General features: G+C 69.6%; 24 protein-coding genes. 18 read left to right on the top strand and 6 right to left on the bottom strand.

The features are described 5' to 3' along the window. The first annotated feature begins 6 nt into the window (after positions 1 to 6). From prmC to IE272_RS05895, 15 genes are all read left to right on the top strand, one after another. A complete protein-coding gene (gene prmC, locus IE272_RS05965) occupies positions 7 to 852 on the top strand; it encodes a peptide chain release factor N(5)-glutamine methyltransferase (RefSeq protein WP_050360399.1) in 846 nt (281 codons plus the stop codon). Positions 853 to 904: 52 nt separating this feature from the next. Then, positions 905 to 1,552: an L-threonylcarbamoyladenylate synthase gene (locus tag IE272_RS05960; RefSeq protein ID WP_032763084.1), complete on the top strand. Its 648-nt coding sequence runs from the start codon at positions 905 to 907 to the stop codon at positions 1,550 to 1,552. Next, the gene (locus IE272_RS05955) at positions 1,549 to 2,190 is read left to right on the top strand and encodes an arsenate reductase/protein-tyrosine-phosphatase family protein (RefSeq protein ID WP_047178825.1); all 642 of its coding nucleotides are present in this window, start codon (positions 1,549 to 1,551) and stop codon (positions 2,188 to 2,190) included. Before IE272_RS05960 ends, IE272_RS05955 begins: the two co-directional genes overlap by 4 nt. Before the next feature lie 150 nt (positions 2,191 to 2,340). Then, positions 2,341 to 3,621, top strand: a complete 1,281-nt coding sequence (glyA, locus tag IE272_RS05950) for a serine hydroxymethyltransferase (protein ID WP_069755415.1) — start codon at positions 2,341 to 2,343, stop codon at positions 3,619 to 3,621. 108 nt (positions 3,622 to 3,729) lie between these two features. After that, positions 3,730 to 5,124 carry an MraY family glycosyltransferase gene (locus IE272_RS05945; RefSeq protein WP_179890796.1) on the top strand — a complete coding sequence of 465 codons (1,395 nt, stop codon included), beginning with the start codon at positions 3,730 to 3,732 and terminating at the stop codon, positions 5,122 to 5,124. 267 nt (positions 5,125 to 5,391) lie between these two features. Further along, a complete protein-coding gene (locus IE272_RS05940; RefSeq protein ID WP_050360396.1) occupies positions 5,392 to 5,832 on the top strand; it encodes a Cg1360 family ATP-synthase-associated protein in 441 nt (146 codons plus the stop codon). Positions 5,833 to 6,032: 200 nt separating this feature from the next. Then, on the top strand, positions 6,033 to 6,860 hold the full coding sequence (gene atpB / locus IE272_RS05935) for a F0F1 ATP synthase subunit A (protein WP_003966255.1): 828 nt from the start codon (positions 6,033 to 6,035) through the stop codon (positions 6,858 to 6,860). Between the two features lie 94 nt (positions 6,861 to 6,954). Then, the gene (gene atpE / locus IE272_RS05930; protein WP_003966254.1) at positions 6,955 to 7,191 is read left to right on the top strand and encodes an ATP synthase F0 subunit C; all 237 of its coding nucleotides are present in this window, start codon (positions 6,955 to 6,957) and stop codon (positions 7,189 to 7,191) included. Positions 7,192 to 7,228: 37 nt separating this feature from the next. Then, positions 7,229 to 7,765 carry a F0F1 ATP synthase subunit B gene (locus IE272_RS05925; protein WP_003966253.1) on the top strand — a complete coding sequence of 179 codons (537 nt, stop codon included), beginning with the start codon at positions 7,229 to 7,231 and terminating at the stop codon, positions 7,763 to 7,765. Next, complete coding sequence (locus tag IE272_RS05920; protein WP_007447728.1) at positions 7,762 to 8,577, top strand: F0F1 ATP synthase subunit delta; 816 nt, start codon at positions 7,762 to 7,764, stop codon at positions 8,575 to 8,577. Before IE272_RS05925 ends, IE272_RS05920 begins: the two co-directional genes overlap by 4 nt. 128 nt (positions 8,578 to 8,705) lie before the next feature. Then, the gene (gene atpA, locus IE272_RS05915) at positions 8,706 to 10,277 is read left to right on the top strand and encodes a F0F1 ATP synthase subunit alpha (protein WP_007447730.1); all 1,572 of its coding nucleotides are present in this window, start codon (positions 8,706 to 8,708) and stop codon (positions 10,275 to 10,277) included. A 3-nt stretch (positions 10,278 to 10,280) separates the two neighbouring features. Then, a complete protein-coding gene (locus IE272_RS05910; RefSeq protein ID WP_057665804.1) occupies positions 10,281 to 11,198 on the top strand; it encodes a F0F1 ATP synthase subunit gamma in 918 nt (305 codons plus the stop codon). After that, positions 11,198 to 12,640: a F0F1 ATP synthase subunit beta gene (gene atpD, locus IE272_RS05905; protein WP_050360394.1), complete on the top strand. Its 1,443-nt coding sequence runs from the start codon at positions 11,198 to 11,200 to the stop codon at positions 12,638 to 12,640. Before IE272_RS05910 ends, atpD begins: the two co-directional genes overlap by 1 nt. 109 nt (positions 12,641 to 12,749) lie before the next feature. Then, entirely contained in the window at positions 12,750 to 13,124 is a 375-nt protein-coding gene (locus IE272_RS05900; RefSeq protein ID WP_003966248.1) for a F0F1 ATP synthase subunit epsilon, read from the top strand. A 133-nt stretch (positions 13,125 to 13,257) separates the two neighbouring features. Beyond that, positions 13,258 to 13,704 (top strand): DUF2550 domain-containing protein, encoded by a 447-nt coding sequence (locus IE272_RS05895; RefSeq protein ID WP_056702475.1) that lies wholly within the window; start codon positions 13,258 to 13,260, stop codon positions 13,702 to 13,704. 182 nt (positions 13,705 to 13,886) lie between these two features. Here IE272_RS05895 and IE272_RS05890 read toward each other — a convergent pair whose 3' ends face one another. From IE272_RS05890 to IE272_RS05880, 3 genes are all read right to left on the bottom strand, one after another. Then, positions 13,887 to 15,761 carry a glycoside hydrolase family 18 chitinase gene (locus IE272_RS05890; protein WP_097932271.1) on the bottom strand — a complete coding sequence of 625 codons (1,875 nt, stop codon included), beginning with the start codon at positions 15,759 to 15,761 and terminating at the stop codon, positions 13,887 to 13,889. Positions 15,762 to 15,914: 153 nt separating this feature from the next. Beyond that, a complete protein-coding gene (locus IE272_RS05885) occupies positions 15,915 to 16,577 on the bottom strand; it encodes a response regulator (protein ID WP_050360392.1) in 663 nt (220 codons plus the stop codon). Then, complete coding sequence (locus IE272_RS05880; protein WP_190006405.1) at positions 16,574 to 17,785, bottom strand: sensor histidine kinase; 1,212 nt, start codon at positions 17,783 to 17,785, stop codon at positions 16,574 to 16,576. Before IE272_RS05880 ends, IE272_RS05885 begins: the two co-directional genes overlap by 4 nt. A gap of 150 nt (positions 17,786 to 17,935) precedes the next feature. Here IE272_RS05880 and IE272_RS05875 point away from each other — a divergent pair, with 150 nt between their 5' ends. Next, on the top strand, positions 17,936 to 18,505 hold the full coding sequence (locus IE272_RS05875; protein WP_057665806.1) for a hypothetical protein: 570 nt from the start codon (positions 17,936 to 17,938) through the stop codon (positions 18,503 to 18,505). Between the two features lie 21 nt (positions 18,506 to 18,526). Here IE272_RS05875 and IE272_RS05870 read toward each other — a convergent pair whose 3' ends face one another. The 3 genes from IE272_RS05870 to IE272_RS05860 are packed head-to-tail and all read right to left on the bottom strand — an operon-like array spanning position 18,527 to position 20,655. Next, positions 18,527 to 19,099, bottom strand: a complete 573-nt coding sequence (locus tag IE272_RS05870) for a cob(I)yrinic acid a,c-diamide adenosyltransferase (RefSeq protein WP_050360390.1) — start codon at positions 19,097 to 19,099, stop codon at positions 18,527 to 18,529. Positions 19,100 to 19,112: 13 nt separating this feature from the next. Further along, positions 19,113 to 19,862 carry an ABC transporter permease gene (locus tag IE272_RS05865; RefSeq protein ID WP_050360389.1) on the bottom strand — a complete coding sequence of 250 codons (750 nt, stop codon included), beginning with the start codon at positions 19,860 to 19,862 and terminating at the stop codon, positions 19,113 to 19,115. A gap of 10 nt (positions 19,863 to 19,872) precedes the next feature. Next, positions 19,873 to 20,655 (bottom strand): ABC transporter ATP-binding protein, encoded by a 783-nt coding sequence (locus tag IE272_RS05860; RefSeq protein ID WP_190006404.1) that lies wholly within the window; start codon positions 20,653 to 20,655, stop codon positions 19,873 to 19,875. A gap of 90 nt (positions 20,656 to 20,745) precedes the next feature. Here IE272_RS05860 and IE272_RS05855 point away from each other — a divergent pair, with 90 nt between their 5' ends. Then, positions 20,746 to 21,387 carry a TetR/AcrR family transcriptional regulator gene (locus IE272_RS05855; RefSeq protein ID WP_056700550.1) on the top strand — a complete coding sequence of 214 codons (642 nt, stop codon included), beginning with the start codon at positions 20,746 to 20,748 and terminating at the stop codon, positions 21,385 to 21,387. Between the two features lie 149 nt (positions 21,388 to 21,536). Then, a complete protein-coding gene (locus IE272_RS05850) occupies positions 21,537 to 22,385 on the top strand; it encodes a 3-hydroxyacyl-CoA dehydrogenase family protein (RefSeq protein ID WP_050360386.1) in 849 nt (282 codons plus the stop codon). The last annotated feature ends 128 nt before the right edge of the window (positions 22,386 to 22,513 follow it).

Genomic DNA, 22,513 nt, shown 5'->3' with positions numbered 1-22,513 from the left:
ACCGCGATGAACCTGCTGCTCGCCGAGGTGGCCCAGGCCACCCAGCGGCTGGCCGACGCCGGTGTCCCCTCACCGCGATTCGACGCCGAGGAACTCGCGGCCTTCGTCCACGGGGTGAAGCGGGGCGCGCTGCACACGGTGCCCGACACGGACTTCGACGCCCGGTACTGGGAGACCATCGCCCGCCGCGAGGCCCGCGAACCGCTCCAGCACATCACCGGCCGGGCCTTCTTCCGCTACCTGGAGCTCCAGGTCGGACCCGGCGTCTTCGTGCCCCGCCCGGAGACCGAGTCCGTCGTCGGCTGGGCCATAGACGCGGTGCGCGCGATGGACGTCGTCGAGCCCGTCGTCGTCGACCTGTGCACCGGTTCGGGCGCCATCGCGCTCGCCATGGCGCAGGAGGTCCCCCGCTCCAAGGTGCACGCCGTGGAGCTGTCCGAGGACGCCCTCAGGTGGACCCGGAAGAACGCCGAGGGGTCCAGGGTCACCGTCCACCGCGGAGACGCCCTGAGCGCCCTTCCGGAGCTCGACGGCCAGGTCGACCTGGTCATCTCCAACCCGCCGTACATCCCGCTCACCGAGTGGGAGTACGTCGCCCCCGAGGCCCGCGACCACGACCCGGAGATGGCCCTGTTCTCCGGCGAGGACGGCCTCGACACCATCCGCGGCATCGAACGCACCGCCCACCGCCTGCTGCGCCCCGGCGGCCTCGTCGTCATCGAGCACGCCGACACCCAGGGCGGCCAGGTGCCGTGGATCTTCACCGAGGAGCGGGGCTGGGCGGATGCCGCCGACCACCCCGACCTGAACAAGCGACCCCGGTTCGCCACCGCCCGCAAGGCCATGCCGTGACCGGCCCCCGGCACCACCACCCCTACCCGTACCCGCTCCAGGAGGCCGGCTGATGGCTCGGCGATACGACTGCAACGACGCCACCGACCGGACCACGGGCCTGCGCGAGGCCGCATCGGCCGTCCGCCGGGGCGAACTGGTCGTGCTGCCCACCGACACCGTGTACGGGATCGGTGCGGACGCCTTCACCTCGGAGGCCGTCGCGGACCTGCTGGACGCCAAGGGCCGGGGCCGCAACATGCCCACCCCCGTCCTCATCGGCTCGCCGAACACGCTGCACGGCCTGGTCACCGACTTCTCCGAGGAGGCCTGGGAGCTCGTCGACGCCTTCTGGCCCGGCGCCCTCACCCTCGTCGCCCGGCACCAGCCCTCCCTCCAGTGGGACCTCGGCGACACCCGGGGCACCGTCGCCATCCGGATGCCCCTGCACCCCGTCGCCATCGAGCTGCTGACCGAGGTCGGCCCGATGGCCGTCTCCAGCGCCAACCTCACCGGACACCCCTCGCCGGAGGACTGCGACGCCGCCCAGGGCATGCTCGGCGACTCCGTCTCCGTCTACCTCGACGGCGGCCCGACGCCCGGCATCGTGCCGTCCTCGATCGTCGACGTCACCGGCGCCACCCCGGTCCTGCTGCGCGCCGGCGCCCTCTCCGCGGAGGAGCTGCGCAAGGTGGTCCCCGACCTCGAGGTGGCCAATTGACCGCCCCCGAGGGGCGTGGCATAGCGGGGCGGACCGACACCTTCCGCATCCTCCACGTCAGCACCGGCAACGTCTGCCGCTCACCGATCACCGAGCGGCTGACCCGCCATGCCCTGGTGGACCGGCTCGGCGACCCGCTCAGCGGCGGCCTCATCGTGGAGAGCGCGGGCACCTGGGGCCACGAGGGCGCGCCCATGGAGGCCAACGCCGAGGTCGTCCTCGCCGACTTCGGCGCGGACGCCACCGGCTTCGTCGGCCGCGAGCTGCTGGACGAGCACGTGATCCGCGCCGACCTGGTCCTCACCGCCACCCGCGACCACCGCGCCCAGGTCATCTCCATGGGCCACTCCGCGGGCCTGCGCACCTTCACGCTCAAGGAGTTCACCCGGCTGGTGCGGGCCATAGACCCGGCCACCCTGCCCGACCCGCGCGACGAGGGCGTCGTCGAGCGCGCCCGCGCCCTGGTGCGCGCCGCCGCCGCGCTGCGCGGCTGGCTGCTGGCCCCGACCGCCGAGGCGGACGAGGTCTACGACCCCTACGGCGCCCCCATCACCTTCTTCCGCTCCATCGGCGACGAGATCAACCAGGCGCTCGACCCCGTCGTCACCGCGCTCACCGGCGTACGCGCCCCGCACTGACGGGACGTATCCGCGCTCCGACGGGGGCGGGTGCGCCGACCGGCGTACGGCACCCCGCGACAGCGGGCACGGCGCCCGGCCCCGGCCTACATTGGAGCTGACACCGGCACCCCTCGCCGGCGCACCCACCTCCAGGCCCGGAGCCGTCCCATGCCGGTCACCTCTCCCGCCGCACCCGCAGCCGTGTCGCCCGCGCCCGACGCCCTGCCCCAGGACTTCGGCGCCCTGCTCCGTCAGGACCCCGAGATCGCCGGGGTCCTCCTCGCGGAGAGCGACCGGCAGGCGAACACCCTCCAGCTGATCGCCGCCGAGAACTTCACCTCGCCCGCGGTCCTCGCGGCCCTCGGCTCCCCGCTCGCCAACAAGTACGCCGAGGGATACCCGGGCGCCCGTCACCACGGCGGCTGCGAGCACGCGGACGCCGCCGAACGCATCGCGGTCCGCCGGGCCACCGCCCTCTTCGGCGCCGAACACGCCAACGTCCAGCCGCACTCCGGCTCCTCGGCCGTCCTCGCCGCCTACGCCGCGCTGCTGCGGCCGGGTGACACGGTGCTCGCGATGGGACTCCCGTACGGGGGACACCTCACCCACGGGGCGCCGGGCAACTTCTCCGGCCGCTGGTTCGACTTCGTCGGCTACGGGGTGGACCCGGACACCGGGCTGATCGACTACACCCGGCTCCGCGCCCTGGCCCGCGCCCGCCGCCCCAAGGCGATCGTCTGCGGCTCGATCTCCTACCCCCGCCACCCCGACTACGAGCTGTTCCGGGAGATCGCCGACGAGGCCGGGGCGTATCTGATCGTGGACGCCGCCCACCCGATGGGGCTGATCGCCGGGGGAGCGGCGCCAAGCCCGGTCCCGTACGCCGACGTGGTCTGCGCCACCACCCACAAGGTGCTGCGCGGGCCGCGCGGCGGCATGATCCTCTGCGGCGCGGAGCTGGCCGAGCGGATCGACCGGGCGGTGTTCCCGTTCACCCAGGGTGGCGCGCAGATGCACACGGTGGCGGCGAAGGCCGTCGCGTTCGGGGAGGCGGCCACCCCCGCGTACACCCTCTACGCCCACCAGGTCGTCGCCCACGCCCGGGTGCTCGCCGCCGGCCTGGAGGCGGAGGGCTTCGAGGTGACCACGGGCGGCACGGACACCCACATCGTCGTCGCGGACCCGGCCCCGCTCGGCGTCGACGGCCGCACGGCCCGGGAGCGGCTGGCGGCGGCCGGTGTGGTCCTGGACACCTGCGCACTGCCGTACGGGGACGCCCGGGGCATCCGGCTGGGCACCGCCGCCGTCACCACCCAGGGGATGGACGACGGGGACATGGCCCGGATCGCGGCCCTGTTCGGAGCGGCCGTACGGGAGCCGGGCGATGTGAGCCCGATCGCGGCGGAGGTCCGTGAACTGGCCGCGCGCAATCCGCCGTATCCGGGGTAGTGGACTCCGCCCTGTCCGGGGCACACGAACCCTGTGCAACCATCACCCGTACCGTGGAGTCCTTGTTTCAGAGACTAGGGTGTGGTTTTTGGATGGCCGGCGAGTTCTGTGGGGCAGCCCGTGCGTGATTACCTGCTGACGCTCTGTGTCACGGCAGCGGTGACCTATCTGCTGACCGGACCGGTGCGTAAGTTCGCCATCGCGGTCGGGGCGATGCCCGCGATCCGTGCGCGCGACGTCCACCGCGAGCCGACACCCCGGCTCGGTGGGATCGCCATGTTCGGCGGACTGTGTGCGGGACTGATCGTCGCCGACCACCTCTTCAATCTGAAGGGCGTCTTCGAACTCTCCAACGAGCCGCGGGCGTTGCTCTCCGGCGCCGCCCTGATCTGGTTGATCGGCGTGCTCGACGACAAGTTCGAGATCGACGCCCTGATCAAGCTCGGCGGTCAGATGATCGCCGCCGCCGTCATGGTCATCCAGGGGCTCACGATCCTGTGGCTGCCGATCCCCGGCGTCGGCACGGTCGCCCTCACCCAGTGGCAGGGCACGCTGCTCACGGTGGCGCTGGTCGTCATCACGATCAACGCGGTCAACTTCGTCGACGGCCTGGACGGGCTCGCGGCGGGCATGGTGTGCATCGCGTCGGCGGCGTTCTTCCTGTACGCGTACCGCCTCTGGATGGGGTACGGGATCGAGGCGGCGGCCCCCGCGACGCTGTTCGCGGCGATCCTGATGGGCATGTGCCTCGGCTTCATGCCGCACAACATGCATCCGGCGCGGATCTTCATGGGCGACTCGGGCTCGATGCTGATCGGGCTGGTGCTGGCGGCGGGCGCGATCTCGATCACGGGCCAGGTCGACCCGGACCTCATGCAGATCTTCGAGGGCAGTGAGCGCGGGGCCACCCACGCGATGCTCCCGGTCTTCATCCCGCTGGTGCTGCCGCTGACGATCATCGCGATCCCGGCCGCCGACCTGGTCCTCGCCATCGTCCGGCGCACCTGGAACGGCCAGTCGCCGTTCGCCGCCGACCGGGGGCACCTGCACCACCGGCTGCTGGAGATCGGCCACTCGCACAGCCGGGCCGTGCTGATCATGTACTTCTGGTCGGCCCTCATCGCCTTCGGCGCCGTCGGCTACTCGGTGCACTCGGCGTCCTCGTGGATCGTGTTCGTCATCATCGCGGCGAGCGCGGTGGGCCTCGTCCTGCTGCTGATGCCGCGCTTCACCCCGCGCGCCCCGCACTGGGCCAACCGCTTCGTGCCGCCGCGCTACCGCCACCGTGGAGCGGAGCCGGAGTCCGCTCCCTCGTCCTCCTACGGCGAGAAGCCGGTGCCCGTGGCCTCCGGGGCCCAACAGGGCCCGTCAGACGCTCAGATGGGCGAGGAGGCCGTCGAACGGGCTCCCGTGGCGGTCGGAGTGTCCGGCGTCAACGGCGCTACCGCGATCGGCGCCCGTTCTCGGTTCCCGGATCGCCGCTCGATCGATTCCTCGCGTTGACGATTCGGAACTCGCGGTGCATTACCAGACATTACGCCGTCTTGTCGTGCACACACGCGCGGATTAACTCTCATGTGTGACAGTTGGCACACCTTTGAGGTAAAGACCTCATCAAATAGTTTGTGATACCGTTCACGAGACCCGGTGACGGAGCCGAAGGACCCTTGTAGGACGGTCCATTGGCCCGAAAATCCGCCTCGCGGACCGGGCCTACGCTCGTCCATGACGACGCCCCATTCCTCCCCTCAGACCAGTGGAGCTGCCGCCATGCAGTCCGACATGCGCGAACTACTGCGCATCGCCACCCCCACCGCCGCAGTGGGAGCCATCGCCACGCTTGTCGGCGGTCTGCTCGCCGGCGGCGAGGGGGCGATCGGTGCCGCGGTGGGCTGCGTGGTCGTGATCGTCTTCATGGCGCTCGGACTGCTGGCGCTCAACTGGGTCGGCAAGACCATGCCTCACCTGTTCCAGGGCATGGGGCTGATGATTTACTCGGCTCAGCTCGTGCTCCTGCTCATTTTCATCCTGAGCATCAGGAACACCTCGCTCTTCGATCTTCAGGTCTTCGCCCTCTCGCTGGTCGCGGCCGTCATTACGTGGATCACCACGCAGGCCGTACTGCACTCCCGGAGCAAGACCCTTTACGTCGACCCCGACGCGGACACCCGGAAGCGTCCGGGCGGCCCTGGGGGAGATCGTGATGAGTAGGGGCGGAATAAAGCCATGTTCGACGTGCTGCTATCGTCCGGTCTCGGTTGCGGTAGTGCGAGCGCGGGCAACAAGGCGGTCGCTTGATTCATCGCGAGGCTTCGGGCCCGGCCGCCGCCTCCTCACCGTAAGAACCAGTCCGGTGCCGACCTGCGGCCACCCGCCGCTCCGACACAACGAGGTAGCCGCATCCATGCGCCATGCAGAAGGAGCTCTTGGTGACTGACGCCCAGACGCTCGCCTTCGAGACGAACTGCCACCTGTTCAAGGACTGCGGGTTCCAAGCTCCCAGTGTGTGGTCGTTCATCTTCGACCCGCTCTTCACTGTCGGGTCTGTCGAGTTCAACAAGCCCATGTTGCTCGCGATCATCGGAACCTTCGCGATCCTGGCCTTCTTCTGGGCCGGTTTCTCGAAGCCGAAGGTCGTCCCGGGCAAGCTGCAGATGGTCGCCGAGGCGCTGTACGACTTCGTCCACCGAGGTATCGCCAAGGAGGTCATCGGCAAGAAGGGCGAGCCCTTCGTCCCGCTGCTGGTCTCCCTGTTCTTCTTCGTCTGGATCCTGAACCTCTGGGCCCTCATCCCGCTCGCCCAGTTCCCGGTCAGCTCCGTCATCGCCTACCCCGTCGGCCTCGCGCTGGTGGTCTGGGTCACGTACATGACGGTGACGTTCCGGTCGAACGGATTCGTCGGGGGTATCCGCAACCTCTGCGTCCCGAGCGGTCTGCCCAAGCCGATCTACGTGCTGCTGACGCCGCTGGAGTTCATCTCCAACGTCATCGTCCGCCCGTTCACGCTGGCTGTCCGACTCTTCGCGAACATGTTCGCGGGCCACATCCTGATCCTGATCTTCACGATCGCCACCTGGTACATGCTCGGAACGGTCCTGGGCACGGTCTACGCCGGCGCGTCGTTCATCATGACGCTGGTCATCACCGTGTTCGAGATGTTCATCCAGGCCCTTCAGGCCTACGTGTTCACCGTGCTGACCGCCACGTACCTCTCCCAGGCGCTCGAAGAAGCCCACTGAGGACCTGCCGGCCCCCGGCTCCCGCCCTCAGATCCCCAGTCGCCCGGTGCGAAGACCATTTCCACCGGACCCACCAAGAGAAGGAACCACAGACATGTCTGCTGCTTTCGAGACCCTCGCGGCCGTGAACGGCAACGTCGGCACCATCGGCTACGGCCTCGCCGCGATCGGCCCCGGCATCGGCATCGGCATCATCTTCGGTAACGGTGTGCAGGCCATCGCCCGCCAGCCCGAGGCTGCCGGCCTCATCCGCCAGAACATGCTGCTCGGCTTCGCCGTCGTCGAGGCCCTGGCCCTGATCGGCTTCGTCGTTCCGTTCATCGTCAAGTGACGTTGTGGCTGTAGCCCCATTCGACGAAAGGTCCACCATGATGTACCTGGCAGCCGAGGAACCGCAGATGCCTCTGCTCCCGGTCTGGCCTGAAGTCGTCATCGGCTTGATCTGCTTCGGCATCGTCTTCTTCGTCTTCTCGAAGAAGCTGCTTCCGGTGATCAACAAGACCCTGGAAGAGCGCCGCGAGGCGATCGAGGGTGGCATCGAGAAGGCCGAATCGGCTCAGATCGAGGCCCAGAGCGTTCTTGAGCAGTACAAGGCTCAGCTCGCCGAGGCCCGCCACGAGGCCGCCCGTCTGCGCCAGGAGGCGCAGGAGCAGGGTGCCGTCATCATCCAGGAGATGAAGGCGGAAGGTCAGCGGCAGCGCGAAGAGATCATCGCCGCCGGCCACACCCAGATCGAGGCCGACCGCAAGGCCGCTGCCTCGGCGCTGCGTCAGGACGTGGGCAAGCTCGCCACCGACCTGGCCGGCAAGCTCGTCGGCGAGTCCCTCCAGGACCACGCCCGGCAGAGCGGCACCGTCGACCGTTTCCTCGACGAGCTCGAGGCGAAGGCCGAGGCAGCCCGATGAACGGCGCGAGCCGCGAAGCACTGGCTGCCGCACGCGAGCGTCTCGACGCGCTGACCGACAACACGTCGGTCGACGCGGCGAAGCTCGCCGAGGAGCTGGCATCGGTCACCGCGCTGCTCGACCGCGAAGTATCCCTGCGCCGGGTCCTCACCGACCCGGCCCAGAGCGGCGAGAGCAAGGCCGAGCTGGTCGCGCGCCTGCTCGGCGGGCAGGTGGGCGGCGAGACCGTCGACCTGGTCTCCGGACTGGTCCGGTCCCGCTGGTCGCAGTCGCGTGACCTGGTGGACTCGGTCGAGGAGCTGGCGAACACCGCAGACCTCACCGCGGCCCAGCGTGGCGGCAGCCTCGACGACGTCGAGGACGAGCTGTTCCGGTTCGGCCGGATCGTCGGCTCCGACAAGGAGCTGCGCTCCGCGCTCACCAGCCGTACGGCCACGGCGTCCGCCAAGGGCGAGCTGCTCCGCAGCCTGCTCGGCGGCAAGGCGCAGCCGGTCACCGAGCGGATCATCGTCCGCCTGGTCACCCAGCCCCGTGGACGTAGCCTGGAAGCAGGGCTGGACTCGCTGTCCAAGCTCGCCGCGGAGCGCCGGGACCGCATGGTCGCCGTCGTCACCTCGGCGGTGCCGCTCAGCGACCGGCAGAAGCAGCGCCTCGGCGACGCACTGGCGAAGCTCTACGGCCGGCAGATGCACCTGAACCTGGACGTGGACCCCGCGGTCCTCGGCGGGATCTCGGTGCGCGTCGGTGACGAGATCATCAACGGCACCGTCGCGGAACGCCTCGAAGAGGCGACCCGACGCATGGCCGGCTGACACAGAGCAAGAACAAGCAAGACCAGCGGCCCGGTTGGGCCGTGCAGAAATTGCAGAAGATTCCTGGGGGTCGGCCCCCAGACCCCCTTAAGAAACTTCGGGCCCAACAAGGAGAGCAGGGAACCCAGATGGCGGAGCTCACGATCCGGCCGGAGGAGATCCGGGACGCACTGGATAACTTTGTCCAGTCGTACCAGCCGGACGCGGCCTCGCGCGAGGAGGTCGGTACGGTCAGCGTTGCCGGCGACGGCATCGCGAAGGTGGAGGGTCTTCCCTCCGCCATGGCGAACGAGCTGCTGAAGTTCGAGGACGGCACCCTCGGTCTCGCCCTCAACCTCGAGGAGCGCGAGATCGGTGCGATCGTCCTCGGCGAGTTCAGCGGCATCGAGGAGGGCCAGCCGGTGCAGCGCACCGGTGAGGTGCTCTCCGTCGGCGTCGGCGAGGGTTACCTCGGCCGCGTCGTCGACCCGCTCGGCAACCCGATCGACGGTCTCGGCGAGATCGCGACCGACAGCCGCCGCGCCCTCGAGCTGCAGGCCCCTGGCGTCATGGTCCGCAAGTCGGTGCACGAGCCGATGCAGACCGGCTACAAGGCCGTCGACGCCATGGTGCCGATCGGCCGCGGCCAGCGTCAGCTGATCATCGGCGACCGTCAGACGGGTAAGACCGCTCTGGCCGTCGACACGATCATCAACCAGCGCGACAACTGGCGCTCGGGCGACGTGAACAAGCAGGTGCGCTGCATCTATGTCGCCATCGGTCAGAAGGGTTCCACCATCGCCTCCGTGCGTGGTGCGCTCGAAGAGGCCGGTGCGCTGGAGTACACGACCATCGTCGCCGCCCCGGCGTCCGACCCGGCCGGCTTCAAGTACCTGGCGCCGTACACCGGTTCGGCCATCGGCCAGCACTGGATGTACGACGGCAAGCACGTCCTGATCATCTTCGACGACCTCTCGAAGCAGGCCGACGCCTACCGCGCCGTGTCCCTGCTGCTGCGCCGCCCGCCGGGCCGCGAGGCCTACCCGGGTGACGTCTTCTACCTGCACTCGCGTCTGCTGGAGCGCTGCGCCAAGCTCTCCGACGAGATGGGCGCCGGTTCGATGACGGGCCTCCCGATCGTCGAGACCAAGGCGAACGACGTGTCGGCGTTCATTCCGACCAACGTCATCTCCATCACCGACGGCCAGTGCTTCCTGGAGTCCGACCTGTTCAACGCGGGTCAGCGTCCGGCGCTCAACGTCGGTATCTCGGTCTCCCGAGTCGGTGGCTCCGCCCAGCACAAGGCCATGAAGCAGGTCTCCGGCCGGCTTCGCGTGGACCTCGCCCAGTACCGCGAGCTGGAGGCCTTCGCCGCCTTCGGTTCCGACCTGGACGCGGCCTCGAAGGCCTCGCTGGAGCGCGGTAAGCGCATGGTCGAGCTGCTGAAGCAGCCGCAGTACGCCCCGTTCCCGATGGAGGAGCAGGTCGTCTCGGTCTGGGCCGGCACCACGGGCAAGATGGACGACGTCCCGGTCGAGGACATCCGTCGCTTCGAGGCCGAGCTGCTGGAGTACCTGCGCCGTGAGCGCAAGGACCTCCTGACCAGCATCGCCGAGGGCGGCAAGATGTCCGACGACACGCTGCAGTCGATCGCCGACGCGATCGCCGCCTTCAAGCAGCAGTTCGAGACCTCGGACGGCAAGCTCCTGGGCGAGGGCTGATCGATGGGCGCTCAGCTTCGCGTTTACAAGCGCCGCATCCAAGCCGTCACCGCGACCAAGAAGATCACCAAGGCGATGGAGATGATCGCCGCCTCGCGCATTGTCAAGGCACAGCGCAAGGTGGCGGCGTCCAAGCCGTACGCGACCGAGCTCACCCGTGCGGTGACCGCGGTGGCGACCGGCTCCAACGCCAAGCACCCGCTCACCACCGAGGTCGAAGCCCCGACCCGGGCCGCGGTCCTGCTCGTCACGAGCGACCGCGGTCTGGCCGGCGGCTACTCCTCCAACGCCATCAAGGCCGCGGAGCGACTGCGGGAGCGCCTTGCCTCCGAGGGCAAGGAGGTCGACACGTACATCGTCGGCCGTAAGGGTGTCGCGTACTACGGCTTCCGCGAGCGCAAGGTCGAGGACTCCTGGACCGGCTTCACCGACAACCCGGCGTACAGCGATGCCAAGAGCGTCGCCGCCCCGTTGATCGAGGCCATCCAGAAGGAAACGGCCGAGGGCGGCGTCGACGAGCTGCACATCGTCTTCACGGAATTCGTGTCGATGATGACGCAGAACGCGGTCGACGACCGGATGCTGCCGCTTTCGCTCGACGAGGTGGCGGAGGAGAGCACCCGCAAGGGCGAGATCCTTCCGCTGTTCGACTTCGAGCCGTCGGCCGAGGACGTCCTCGACGCCCTTCTGCCGCGCTACGTCGAGAGCCGCATCTACAACGCACTGCTGCAGGCAGCCGCTTCCGAGCACGCTGCCCGCCGCCGCGCGATGAAGTCGGCCACCGACAACGCCGGGGACCTCATCAAGAGCCTGTCCCGGCTTGCCAACGCGGCCCGACAGGCCGAAATCACCCAGGAAATCAGCGAGATCGTCGGCGGTGCCAGTGCTCTGGCCGACGCGACCGCGGGGAGTGACAAGTAATGACGACGACAGTTGAGACGGCCGCTGCCACGGGCCGCGTCGCCCGGGTCATCGGCCCGGTCGTCGACGTGGAGTTCCCCGTCGACGCGATGCCGGAGATCTACAACGCCCTCCACGTCGAGGTCGCCGACCCGGCCGAGGACGGCGCCCGCAAGACGCTGACCCTCGAGGTCGCCCAGCACCTGGGTGACGGCGTGGTCCGCGCGATCTCGATGCAGCCCACCGACGGCCTGGTCCGCCAGGCCGCGGTGACCGACACGGGTGCGGGCATCACCGTCCCCGTCGGTGACATCACCAAGGGCAAGGTGTTCAACACCCTCGGTCAGATCCTGAACGAGCCGGAGGCCGAGGCGCAGATCACCGAGCGCTGGCCGATCCACCGCAAGGCCCCGGCCTTCGACCAGCTCGAGTCGAAGACCGAGATGTTCGAGACCGGCCTGAAGGTCGTCGACCTGCTGACCCCGTACGTCAAGGGCGGCAAGATCGGTCTGTTCGGTGGTGCGGGCGTCGGCAAGACGGTCCTCATCCAGGAAATGATCATGCGTGTGGCGAAGCTGCACGACGGTGTGTCGGTGTTCGCCGGTGTCGGCGAGCGCACCCGTGAGGGCAACGACCTCATCGACGAGATGACCGAGTCGGGCGTTCTGGAGAAGACCGCGCTCGTCTTCGGCCAGATGGACGAGCCGCCGGGGACGCGTCTGCGCGTGGCCCTGTCCGCCCTGACCATGGCGGAGTACTTCCGCGATGTGCAGAAGCAGGACGTGCTGCTCTTCATCGACAACATCTTCCGCTTCACGCAGGCCGGCTCCGAGGTCTCCACGCTGCTCGGCCGCATGCCGTCCGCGGTGGGTTACCAGCCGACCCTGGCCGACGAGATGGGTGTGCTCCAGGAGCGCATCACCTCGACGCGTGGTCACTCGATCACCTCGATGCAGGCGATCTACGTCCCCGCGGACGACCTGACCGACCCGGCCCCGGCCACCACGTTCGCCCACCTCGACGCGACGACGGTTCTCTCCCGTCCGATCTCCGAGAAGGGCATCTACCCGGCCGTGGACCCGCTGGACTCCACGTCCCGCATCCTGGACCCGCGTTACATCTCGCAGGACCACTACGCCGCGGCCAGCCGCGTCAAGGGAATCCTGCAGAAGTACAAGGACCTCCAGGACATCATCGCGATCCTCGGTATCGACGAGCTGGGCGAGGAGGACAAGCTCGTTGTCCACCGTGCCCGTCGCGTCGAGCGCTTCCTGTCGCAGAACACCCACGCCGCCAAGCAGTTCACCGGCCTGGACGGTTCGGACGTTCCGCTCGACGAGTCGATCTCCGCGTTCAACGCGATCTGCGACGGGGACTACGACCACTTCCCCGAGCAGGCGTTCTTCATGTGCGGTGGCCTGGACGACCTCAAGTCCAAGGCCAAGGAGCTCGGCGTCTCCTGAGCCTCCGGCTCACCGAGGGGGGTGGGTGTGTCCCGCCCCCCTCACCACGCCCCGTAGAATTGAACCGACACCCGGCCGGGCGGCCGGGTGGTGACCCGAGGAGCCACCCTTGGCTGCTGAGCTGCATGTCGAGCTGGTCGCCGCCGACCGAAGTGTCTGGTCCGGCGAGGCCACCCTGGTCGTCGCGCGCACCACGTCCGGCGACATCGGCGTCATGCCCGGTCACCAGCCGCTTCTCGGTGTGCTGGAATCGGGCCCGGTGACGATCCGCACGAGTGAGGGCGGCACCGTCATCGCCGCTGTGCACGGTGGATTCATCTCGTTCGCGGACGACAAGCTGTCGCTGCTGGCCGAGATCGCCGAGCTGGCCGACGAGATCGATGTCGAGCGCGCCGAGCGGGCGCTGGAACTCGCGAAGTCGGACGCGGACGCCGCTGCCCAGCGGCGCGCCGACGTACGACTGCGCGCGGTGGCGGTGCGCTAGCACCCCCACTGACAGATGTCTTTACTCAGCCGCGGCCCGAGCTGGAGCAATCCAGCCGTGTCGCGGCTGAGGCGATGCAGGTGCAATACGGTTTCGGTGTACGTAACTCGACGATGCGAGGAGGTCGGTGGAGATGGTCCTCGCGTTGTGGGTGGGCGCGTCCGTCATCGTCACGGTCCTGTTGGGACTGTTCGTCTTCGGCCTGCGCCGGAGGCTGATCCAGCGGTCCGGAGGGACCTTCGACTGCAGCCTGCGCTGGGACGTGTCGGAGGAACCCGATGCGCTCGGCAAGGGCTGGGTGTACGGGGTCGCCCGCTACAGCGGTGACCGCGTCGACTGGTTCCGGGTCTTCTCCTACGCTCCTCGCCCCCGCCGGGGCCTGGAGCGTTCTGCGATCGAGGTGATCGCCCGCCGGCTGCCGGAGGGCGAGGAGGAGCTCGCGCTCCTGTCCGACTCCGTCGTGCTCGGCTGTCTCCATCGGGGGACGCGCCTGGAGCTGGCGATGAGCGAGGACGCCCTGACCGGCTTCCTCGCCTGGCTGGAGGCGGCGCCGCCCGGCCAGCGGGTCAACGTGGCCTGATAAGCGGCCCCGCTGGAAGGGGGTCCCCCCGGACGAAGTCCGGGGGCGGGTCAACGTGGCCTGACGGCGTCGCGTCATCGCACGTACACAGCGAAAAACCGGGGAGACGGGGGGCGGACCCGTCTCCCCGGTGCTTTTCCGGGGTGGTGCTTGCCGTTACGGCGTGGGGAGCACCGCGGTGCTTACTGGAGGCCGGTCTTGATCGCGTTCACCAGTTCACCGTTGCTGGTGTCACCGGAGAACTCCCAGAAGAACGCGCCACCGAGGCCCTGGTTCTTCGCCCAGGTCATCTTGGTGCCGATGGTCGCCGGGGTGTCGTAGCTCCACCAGTTGGTGCCGCAGTGCGCGTAGGCCGTACCGGCGATGGTGCCGGTGGACGGGCAGGTGTTCTTCAGGACCTTGTAGTCCTCGTTGCCCGCCTCGTACGTGCCCGGGGCCGCACCGGTCGCCGTGCCGCCGGGGGCGGACTGGGTGACGCCGGTCCAGCCTCGGCCGTAGAAGCCGATGCCGAGGAGCAGCTTCTTGGCCGGGACGCCCTTGGCCTTCAGCTTGGCGATGGCCTCGGAGGAGGAGAAGCCGGCCTGCGGGATGCCGGTGTACGGGGTCAGCGGCGAGTGCGGGGCCGTCGGGCCCTTGGCCGCCCAGGCGCCGAAGAAGTCGTACGTCATCACGTTGTACCAGTCGAAGGACTGGGAGGCGCCGCCGTAGTCGGCCGCGTCGATCTTGCCGCCGTTGGAGCCGTCCGCGGTGATGGCGGCGGTGACCAGGTTCTTCGTGCCGAACTTCGCCCGCATGGCGTCGGCCATGGTCTTGAGCGCGGCCGGACCGCTGGTGTCACAGGTCAGACCACAGGCGTTGGGGTACTCCCAGTCGAGGTCGATGCCGTCGAAGACATCGGCCCAGCGGGGGTCCTCGACCAGGTCGTAGCAGGACTGGGCGAAGGCGGCGGGGTTCTGCACGGCCTGGCCGAAGCCGCCGGACCAGGTCCAGCCGCCGAACGACCAGAGGATCTTGATGTGCGGGTACTTGGCCTTCAGCTTGCGCAGCTGGTTGAAGTTGCCGCGCAGGGGCTGGTCCCAGGTGTCGGCGACGCCGTCGACGGACTGGTCGGCGGTGTACGCCTTGTCGTAGTCGGCGTACGAGTCGCCGATGGTGCACTTGCCGTTCTGCACGTTGCCGAAGGCGTAGTTGATGTGCGTGATCTTCGCGGCCGAGCCGGACGTCACCAGGTTCTTGACGTGGTAGTTGCGCCCGTAGACGCCCCAGTTGGTGAAGTAGCCCAGGTTGACCTTGTCGCCGCCGGGCTGCTCGCCACCGCCGCCGGTGGTGCGCACGGAGACGGCGCCGGAGACCGGGCCGGTCTGGTCGGCGGTGTCCCGGGCCTGCACGGCGTAGGAGTAGTCGGTGCCCGCGGTCAGGCCGGTGTTGGTGTACGTGGTGCCGGTGACCGTGGCGACCTTCGCGCCGTCCCGCAGGACGTCGTAGTTCTTGACGCCCTTGTCGTCGGTCGCCGCGCTCCAGCTGAGCTTGACCGACGTGTCGGTGACGTCGCTGGTGGTCGGGGCGCCGGGGGCCGTGGGCGGGTTGTCACCGGGGACGGTGGGGCCGCCGTCGCAGGAGGCGCCGTTCAGCTTGCAGCCCGTGGGGGAGCCGGAGCCGGTGCCGTTGAAGCCGAAGCTGATGCTGGCGCCGGGCGCCACGGACCCGTTCCAGGAAAGGTTCTTGGCGGTGTAGTGGCCGCCGCTGCTGGTGAGGGTGGCGTCCCAGGCGGAGCCGGCCGTGGTGCCCGAGGGGAAGTCCCACTCGATCGTCCAGGAGGAGAGCGCGGTGGTGCCGGTGTTCTTCACCGTCCACTGGCCCTCGAAGCCGCTGCCCCAGTCCGACTTCTTGGTGTACGTGGCGGTGGCCGACGCGGCTGCCGAGGCCGGGGCGGCGAGCCCCACCATCGCGGCCAGCGGCACGACCAGCGCGGTCAGGCCCGCGACGACCTTGGACCGGCCGCTCCGGACGGGGATCCATCTGAATCTGGATCGGCGTTGGGGGGTATCAGTGCTCAACGGTGCTCCTCGGGTGAGGTCCAACAAACGGGGGTGATTCGTGGACTGCAAACCCTGCGCCGCCCTGAGTACGGGTGCTCTCGTACTCACCGCAGTGTGTGACGGTGACAGTAGGAAGGTCTGGACCAATCGTCAAGAGGTCTGGACCAAAGATCAGGAGGTGGCTCGAATCCCCAACTCCTGCGCCAGGACGGCCGCCTGAACGCGGCTCCGCAGCTCCAGCTTGCCCAGCAGCCTGCTGACGTGGGTCTTCACCGTGGCCTCGGCCATCGCGAGGCGCAGCGCGATCTCCGCGTTCGACAGGCCCTCGCCCAGGCACCCCAGCACCTCGCGCTCGCGCCGGGTGAGCACGTCCAGCACCGCCGGATCGGCCGTCCCCCGGCCGCGTAGGGCCGTCGCCCCGGCGAACTCCGCGATCAGCCGACGGGTCACGGCCGGGGCGATCAGCCCCTCGCCGCGCGCCACCGTCCGTACCGCCTCCAGCAGATCGCGGGCGTCGGTGTTCTTCAGCAGGAAGCCGGAGGCCCCCGCGCGCAGCGCCCCGAAGACGTACTCGTCCAGATCGAACGTGGTCAGCACCAGGACGTCCGCGAGCTCCTCCTCGACCACCTGCCGTGTCGCCGCCACCCCGTCGAGGCGCGGCATCTGCACATCCATCAGCACCAGGTCCGGGCGGAGTTCACGTGCCAGGCGCACCGCCGCCTCGCCGTCCCCCGCCTCTCCGACGACCTCGATGTCCGGCGCGCTGGAGAGGATCAGCACCAGCCCCGCGCGCACCGCCGACTGGTCCTCCGCGACCAGTACCCGGATCGTCATTCCCGCATCGTCCCTTCCGTCACGGGCAGTTGAGCCCGCACCCGCCAGATCTTGGCTCCGTCGCCGTCGCCGGCGTCTCCCGGCTCGGCCTCGGCGTCGAACATCCCGCCGAGCAGCGTCACCCGCTCCCGCATGCCCACCAGGCCCGCCCCCGAACCGGGCGCCGTGGGGCCGGGGCGGCTGCCGAACACACTGGTCACCTCGACCGTCAGCAGCTCCCCGGTCCGGCCGATCCGCACCACCACAGGGCCGGGCGCGGCGTGCTTGAGGGCGTTGGTCAGGGACTCCTGGACGATCCGGTACGCGGCCAGCTCGACCGGCGTCGGCAGCGCCCCGGCCGTCTCCTCCCGGGTGTCCTCCAGGGTGCAGACCAGCCCGCCGGACGCCCCGTTGACGTTTGTCTGCTCGATCAGGCTGTCCAGGGCGGCGAGCGTCGGGGCCGCGGCCGGGGTCTGGTCCTCGCCGCCCTCCCGCAGCAGCCCGATCAGTCGGCGCATCTCCGACAGCCCTTCGACGCTGTTCTCGCGGATCACCTTCAGGGCGTTCCGGGAGGTGTCCGGGTCGTCGATGGACAGGGCGGCGGTGGAATGGATCGCCACGGCGGAGAGGTGGTTGGCCACCATGTCGTGCAGCTCCCGCGCCATCCGCGCGCGCTCGGCGACCACCGCCTGCGTCCGGTCCATCTCGGCGAGCCGCGCCGTCTGCGCGGCGGCCAGCCGGGCGGCTTCGGCGGAGGTGCGGTGGGTGCGCACGCTGACGCCGGTGAGGGCGGGGATGAAGGAGACCAGCCCGATGACCAGGCCGATCAGCAGCGCCTCGGGCTTACGGAACCAGGCCAGGAAGCCGATCGTGGACGCGACGGTGACCAGCAGCGTGGCCACCGGGAGGCGGCGGGCGGCGGCCGGGGTCCCGTACAGCACGGCCGCGTACATGACGTCCGTGAACATCAGGATGGTGGCGAGGTTGCCCCAGGTGAACTGGTCCGCCACCAGCGCGAGAGTGCCGACCGTCAGTGCCGTGGCCGGGGCGGTGCGGCGCAGCAGTTCGGCCGCGGCCATGGCGGTCAGCGGTACGAGGGTGACCCAGGCCGCGGAGAAGGACTGGCCGCCCTGGGTGTGGAGGCCCAGCAGCCACAGCAGCAGCCCGCCGAGCAGCCCGGAGACGGCGAGGGACACCGCGTCGCGGTCGGGGCGGATCGAGGTGAGCACCCCTCCATCCAACACGCACCGCCGTCCCCGGACCTCCCTTCGCGGGCCGATCCGCGACTACATCGAAGGATGCAGTCCCGTTTCGTCACTGCCGACGACGTGTCCGCGCCCGGCGGCGGGGAGGCTGGAGGGGAACGGGAGGAGAGAGTCGTGATCGCCCTACTGGTCGTGGCCTGCGAGGTCGCATTCTGGGTTCTGCTGGCCGCCGGACTCGCCCTGCGGTACGTCGCGAGGAAGCCGAGGCTCGGCGCGGCCCTGCTGCTGTGCGAGCCGCTGCTGGAGGTCGTGCTGCTGGTGGTGACGGCCATCGACCTGAAGAACGGGGCCGAGCCGGACTGGAAGCACGGCCTGGCCGCCGTCTACATCGGCTTCACGGTCGGCCTCGGCCACCACACCATCAAGAAGGTGGACGCCTGGGTCGCCCACCGCTGGTTCGGCGGCCCGCCGCCGGTGAAGCCGCCGAAGTACGGCATGGCACGCGCCGTCCACGAGTGGCGCACCGCCGCCCGCTGGATCCTGGCCGCGGTGGTCGCGGCGGGACTGCTCCAGGCGGCGATCTGGTACGTCGGCTCCGGCGGGGAGACCGACTCGCTGCGGAACTGGCAGCAGAAGATGGGCTGGGTGATCGGCATCAACCTGATCATCGCGGGCGGCTACACGGTGTGGCCGAAGCAGGCCCCGAAGGACGCGGTGACGGACCGCGAGCCGGCCGACCGCTAGGCGGCCGACCGCTTCTGGGGCCTAGCGCTCGCCGCCCGGCACCCACAGCACGTCCCCGACCTCCTTGTTCGCGCTCCGCGCCAGGATGAACAGGAGGTCGGAGAGGCGGTTGAGGTAGGTGGCGGTCAGGGTGTTCATCGCATCCCCGTGCACCTCCAGCGCCGCCCAGGTGGACCGCTCGGCACGCCGGACCACGGTGCACGCCTGGTGCAGCAGGGCCGCGCCGGGCGTACCGCCGGGGAGGATGAAACTGCGCAGCTTCTCCAGCTCCTCCAGGAAGGTGTCGCAGTCCGCCTCCAGCTTGTCGATGTAGGACTGCTCGACCCGCAGGGGCGGGTACTTCGGGTCCTCGACCACCGGGGTGCACAGGTCCGCGCCCACGTCGAAGAGATCGTTCTGGACACGTACGAGGACCTTCACCAGCTCCTCGGGAAGCTGCCCCAGCGCGATGGCCGCGCCGATCGCCGCGTTGGCCTCGTTGGCGTCCGCGTACGCCGAGATCCGCAGATCGGTCTTGGCGGTGCGGCTCATGTCGCCGAGGGCCGTGGTGCCCTGGTCGCCGGTCCGGGTGTAGATGCGCGTCAGATTGACCATGGCCCCAGCGTAGTTACGCTCCGGCCCGCCGGAAGACCCGTGTGCCCACTGTCACGGCCGCGGCGGCGAGGCCCACGGCGACGAGGACCCCGTAGAGCATGTGCGCGGTGGCGTACGAGCCGGCGTAGGCGTCCCGTACCGCGTCCACCAGATAGCGGAACGGGGTGAAGTGCGAGACGACGTCCAGCCAGCCCGGGCCCAGGGTGATGGGCAGCATCAGGCCGGAGAGCAGCATGGCCGGCATCGTCACCGCGTTGATCACCGGACCGAACTCCTGCGGGGTGGTGACCCGCATGGCCAGGGCGTACGAGAGGGAGGCGAGCGAGAGCGCCAGCACCCCGGTGAACGCGAAGCCGATGAGGATGCCCGCCAGCGGGGCGCGCAGGCCCATGAGCAGCGCGGCGAGCACCAGCAGGACGGCCTGGAAGGTGAACAGCAGGGCGTCGCGCAGCACCCGCCCCAGCAGCAGGGCCAACCGGCTGACCGGGGTCACCCGCATCCGCTCCACCACGCCCGTGGACTTCTCGACGATGATCGCGAAGCCGGCGAAGGACGCGCCGAACAGGCTGAGTTGGAGAAGCAGGCCGGGCACGAGGATCTGCCAGGAGTCGGCGGGGGAGCCGAGCGGCAGGTCCCGCAGCAGTGGGCCGAAGAAGAGGAGGTAGAGCAGCGGCATCAGCATCCCGAAGAAGATCTGGAAGCGTGAGCGCAGGGTCTGCCGGGCGTACCGCCCGAAGATGATCGCGGTGTCGTGGAAGAGCACGGGAGGGGTCCTATACGGCTGCGGGGGCGGAGTCGGCGGGGGTGACGGGCCGGCCGGTGGCGGCCAGGAACGCGTCCTGGAGGGAGGCGTCGGGGGAGCCGGCGTACCGGGCCTTCAGCTCGGCGGGGGTGCCTTCCGCGACCACCGTGCCGCCGTCGACGAGGATCAGCCGGTCCGCCAGCGCGTCGGCCTCGTCGAGGTAGTGCGTGGTCAGGACGACGGTGGTGCCGTGGTCGTCGCGCAGGCTCCGCACCAGGTCCCACAGGTCGGCCCGGCTGCCGGGGTCCAGGCCCGTGGTGGGCTCGTCCAGGAAGAGCACGGCCGGTCGGTGGGTGAGGCCCATGGCGATGTCGAGCCGCCGGCGTCGGCCCCCGGAGAGGCTCACCGCCTTCCGGTCGAGCAGCCCGTCGAGGCCCAGCCCGGCGGCCAGTTCCTCGGCGCGCGCGGCTGCCTCCGCCCGGCTCAGCCGGTACAGCCTGCCCTGGGTGACGAGCTCCTCCCGGACGGTCAGATACGGGTCGACGCCGCCGGACTGGGCGACGTACCCGCAGACCGCGCGGACGGCCGTGGGGTCGGTGAGCAGGTCGTGGCCGGCCACGGTGGCCGCGCCGCCGGTCGGGGCGAGGAGCGTGGTGAGCATGCGCAGGGTCGTCGTCTTGCCCGCGCCGTTGGGTCCGAGGAGGCCGACGATCTCCCCGGCGCGGATGGTCAGGTCGATGGAACGGACGGCTTCCACCGGGCCGCTCGGCGTCGTGAAGGTCCGGGTCAGCCCGGAGGTGCTGATGACGGTCATGGGGTCAGAAAAACAGAGTGAGCCTAAAATTGCAATGACACCAAAAACCAATCGACACCATGATCGTTGGGGTCGTCCTACGATGGGGGCATGGCTGAGGGACTCAGGGAACGCAAGAAGCGCCAGGCCAAGCAGCGCATCTCGGACATGGCGACCGGGCTGTTCCTCCAGCACGGCTTCGTCACGGTGACCGTCGCCGAGATCGCCGACCTGGCCGACGTCTCCGTGAACACCGTCTACAACTACTTCCCGGCCAAGGAGGACCTCTTCCTCGACCGGATGAAGGGCGTCACCCAGCGCGTCGCCCGGTACGTCCGCGCCCGCGACCCGGGGGAGTCGGCCGCCGAGGCCGTCCTGCGCGAGGTGCGGGCCGCCGTCGTCGCCGTCTCCCCGGAGTTCGGACTGATGGACGGCTTCGCCGACTTCATGCGCGTCATCGAGGACGCCCCCACCCTCAAGGCCCGCCTCTGGTACCTCCAGCAGGAGGTGCTCCAGTCCGTCGTCGCCACCCTGCGCGAGGACACCGGCGCGAGCGGGGACGACCCGCTGCCGCTCCTCGTCGGCGGCCAGATCGCCTGGATCGAGAGCGCCCTCGTCGGCTACGTCAGCCAGGAGATGATGAAGGGCCGCAAGGCCGTCGAGGTCTCCCACGACGCCCTCGGCGTCCTCGACGACATCGAGGGGCTGCTCGGCGACCAGGTCCTCAACTACGCGCGGCGCGGAGCCGAATGACGCGTCCCGGTGTGATGTCCGTCATCTGAGACGTGACGCGCATCTCTTCACCGCCCCAGCACGCCCGACGGGTACTAACCTCCGCCGGAGAGTATGTGAACCGCCGTGAACAGAAGCGCACGGGCGAACAGAAACCAAGGGGTGCGAACGTGGCCAGGAAGCTCGCCGTCATCGGGGCCGGACTCATGGGATCCGGAATCGCACAGGTCTCCGCGCAGGCGGGCTGGGACGTCGTGCTGCGGGACGTCACCGACGCCGCGCTGACCCGGGGCCGTGACGGCATCAAGGCCTCGTACGACAAGTTCGTCTCCAAGGGCAAGCTGGACGCGGCCGACGCCGAGGCCGCGCTCGCCCGCATCACCACGACCACCGACCTCGACGCCGTGGCCGACGCGGACATCGTCGTGGAAGCCGTCTTCGAGAAGCTGGAAGTCAAGCACGAGATCTTCCGGGCCCTGGACAAGGTCGTCGGCGAGAACACCGTCCTCGCGTCCAACACCTCCGCCATCCCGATCACCAAGATCGCGGCCGTGACGGAGCGTCCGGAGCGCGTCGTCGGCGTGCACTTCTTCTCGCCGGTCCCGATGATGCAGCTCTGCGAGCTGGTGCGCGGCTACAAGACCAGCGACGAAACCCTCGCCGCCGCCCGGGAGTTCGCCGAGTCGGTCGGCAAGACCTGCATCGTCGTCAACCGCGACGTGGCGGGCTTCGTCACCACCCGGCTGATCTCGGCGCTCGTCGTCGAGGCCGCCAAGCTGTACGAGTCGGGCGTCGCGTCGGCCGAGGACATCGACATCGCCTGCAAGCTGGGCTTCGGCCACGCCATGGGCCCGCTCGCCACCGCGGACCTGACCGGCGTCGACATCCTCCTGCACGCCACCGGCAACATCTACACCGAGTCGCAGGACGAGAAGTTCGCCGCCCCGGAGCTGATGCGCCGGATGGTCGACGCAGGTGACATCGGGCGCAAGAGCGGGCAGGGCTTCTACACGTACTGACCGGACCCGCCTCCTCCGGCCCGTCGGCCCGCCGTCGTCCGGGCCGGAGGAGCCGGGGATTTTACCCGGCAGGGACCGGATTCCGACGAACCGGAGTCACTCCACCGAGTGAATTCGGTATCGGTTCG

Source organism: Streptomyces anulatus (assembly GCF_014650675.1).
GTDB classification, from domain to species: domain Bacteria; phylum Actinomycetota; class Actinomycetes; order Streptomycetales; family Streptomycetaceae; genus Streptomyces; species Streptomyces anulatus.
This window is presented reverse-complemented; position numbering and strand designations above follow the sequence as displayed.

Coding starts and splice junctions, on each gene's coding strand:
- prmC (WP_050360399.1), top strand. CDS start 7: ATGAACCTGCTGCTCGCCGAGGTGGCCCAGGCCACCCAGCGGCTGGCC.
- IE272_RS05960 (WP_032763084.1), top strand. CDS start 905: ATGGCTCGGCGATACGACTGCAACGACGCCACCGACCGGACCACGGGC.
- glyA (WP_069755415.1), top strand. CDS start 2,341: ATGCCGGTCACCTCTCCCGCCGCACCCGCAGCCGTGTCGCCCGCGCCC.
- IE272_RS05940 (WP_050360396.1), top strand. CDS start 5,392: ATGCAGTCCGACATGCGCGAACTACTGCGCATCGCCACCCCCACCGCC.
- atpB (WP_003966255.1), top strand. CDS start 6,033: ATGCAGAAGGAGCTCTTGGTGACTGACGCCCAGACGCTCGCCTTCGAG.
- atpE (WP_003966254.1), top strand. CDS start 6,955: ATGTCTGCTGCTTTCGAGACCCTCGCGGCCGTGAACGGCAACGTCGGC.
- IE272_RS05925 (WP_003966253.1), top strand. CDS start 7,229: ATGATGTACCTGGCAGCCGAGGAACCGCAGATGCCTCTGCTCCCGGTC.
- IE272_RS05920 (WP_007447728.1), top strand. CDS start 7,762: ATGAACGGCGCGAGCCGCGAAGCACTGGCTGCCGCACGCGAGCGTCTC.
- atpA (WP_007447730.1), top strand. CDS start 8,706: ATGGCGGAGCTCACGATCCGGCCGGAGGAGATCCGGGACGCACTGGAT.
- IE272_RS05910 (WP_057665804.1), top strand. CDS start 10,281: ATGGGCGCTCAGCTTCGCGTTTACAAGCGCCGCATCCAAGCCGTCACC.
- atpD (WP_050360394.1), top strand. CDS start 11,198: ATGACGACGACAGTTGAGACGGCCGCTGCCACGGGCCGCGTCGCCCGG.
- IE272_RS05895 (WP_056702475.1), top strand. CDS start 13,258: ATGGTCCTCGCGTTGTGGGTGGGCGCGTCCGTCATCGTCACGGTCCTG.
- IE272_RS05885 (WP_050360392.1), bottom strand. CDS start 16,577: ATGACGATCCGGGTACTGGTCGCGGAGGACCAGTCGGCGGTGCGCGCG.
- IE272_RS05870 (WP_050360390.1), bottom strand. CDS start 19,099: ATGGTCAATCTGACGCGCATCTACACCCGGACCGGCGACCAGGGCACC.
- IE272_RS05860 (WP_190006404.1), bottom strand. CDS start 20,655: ATGACCGTCATCAGCACCTCCGGGCTGACCCGGACCTTCACGACGCCG.
- IE272_RS05855 (WP_056700550.1), top strand. CDS start 20,746: ATGGCTGAGGGACTCAGGGAACGCAAGAAGCGCCAGGCCAAGCAGCGC.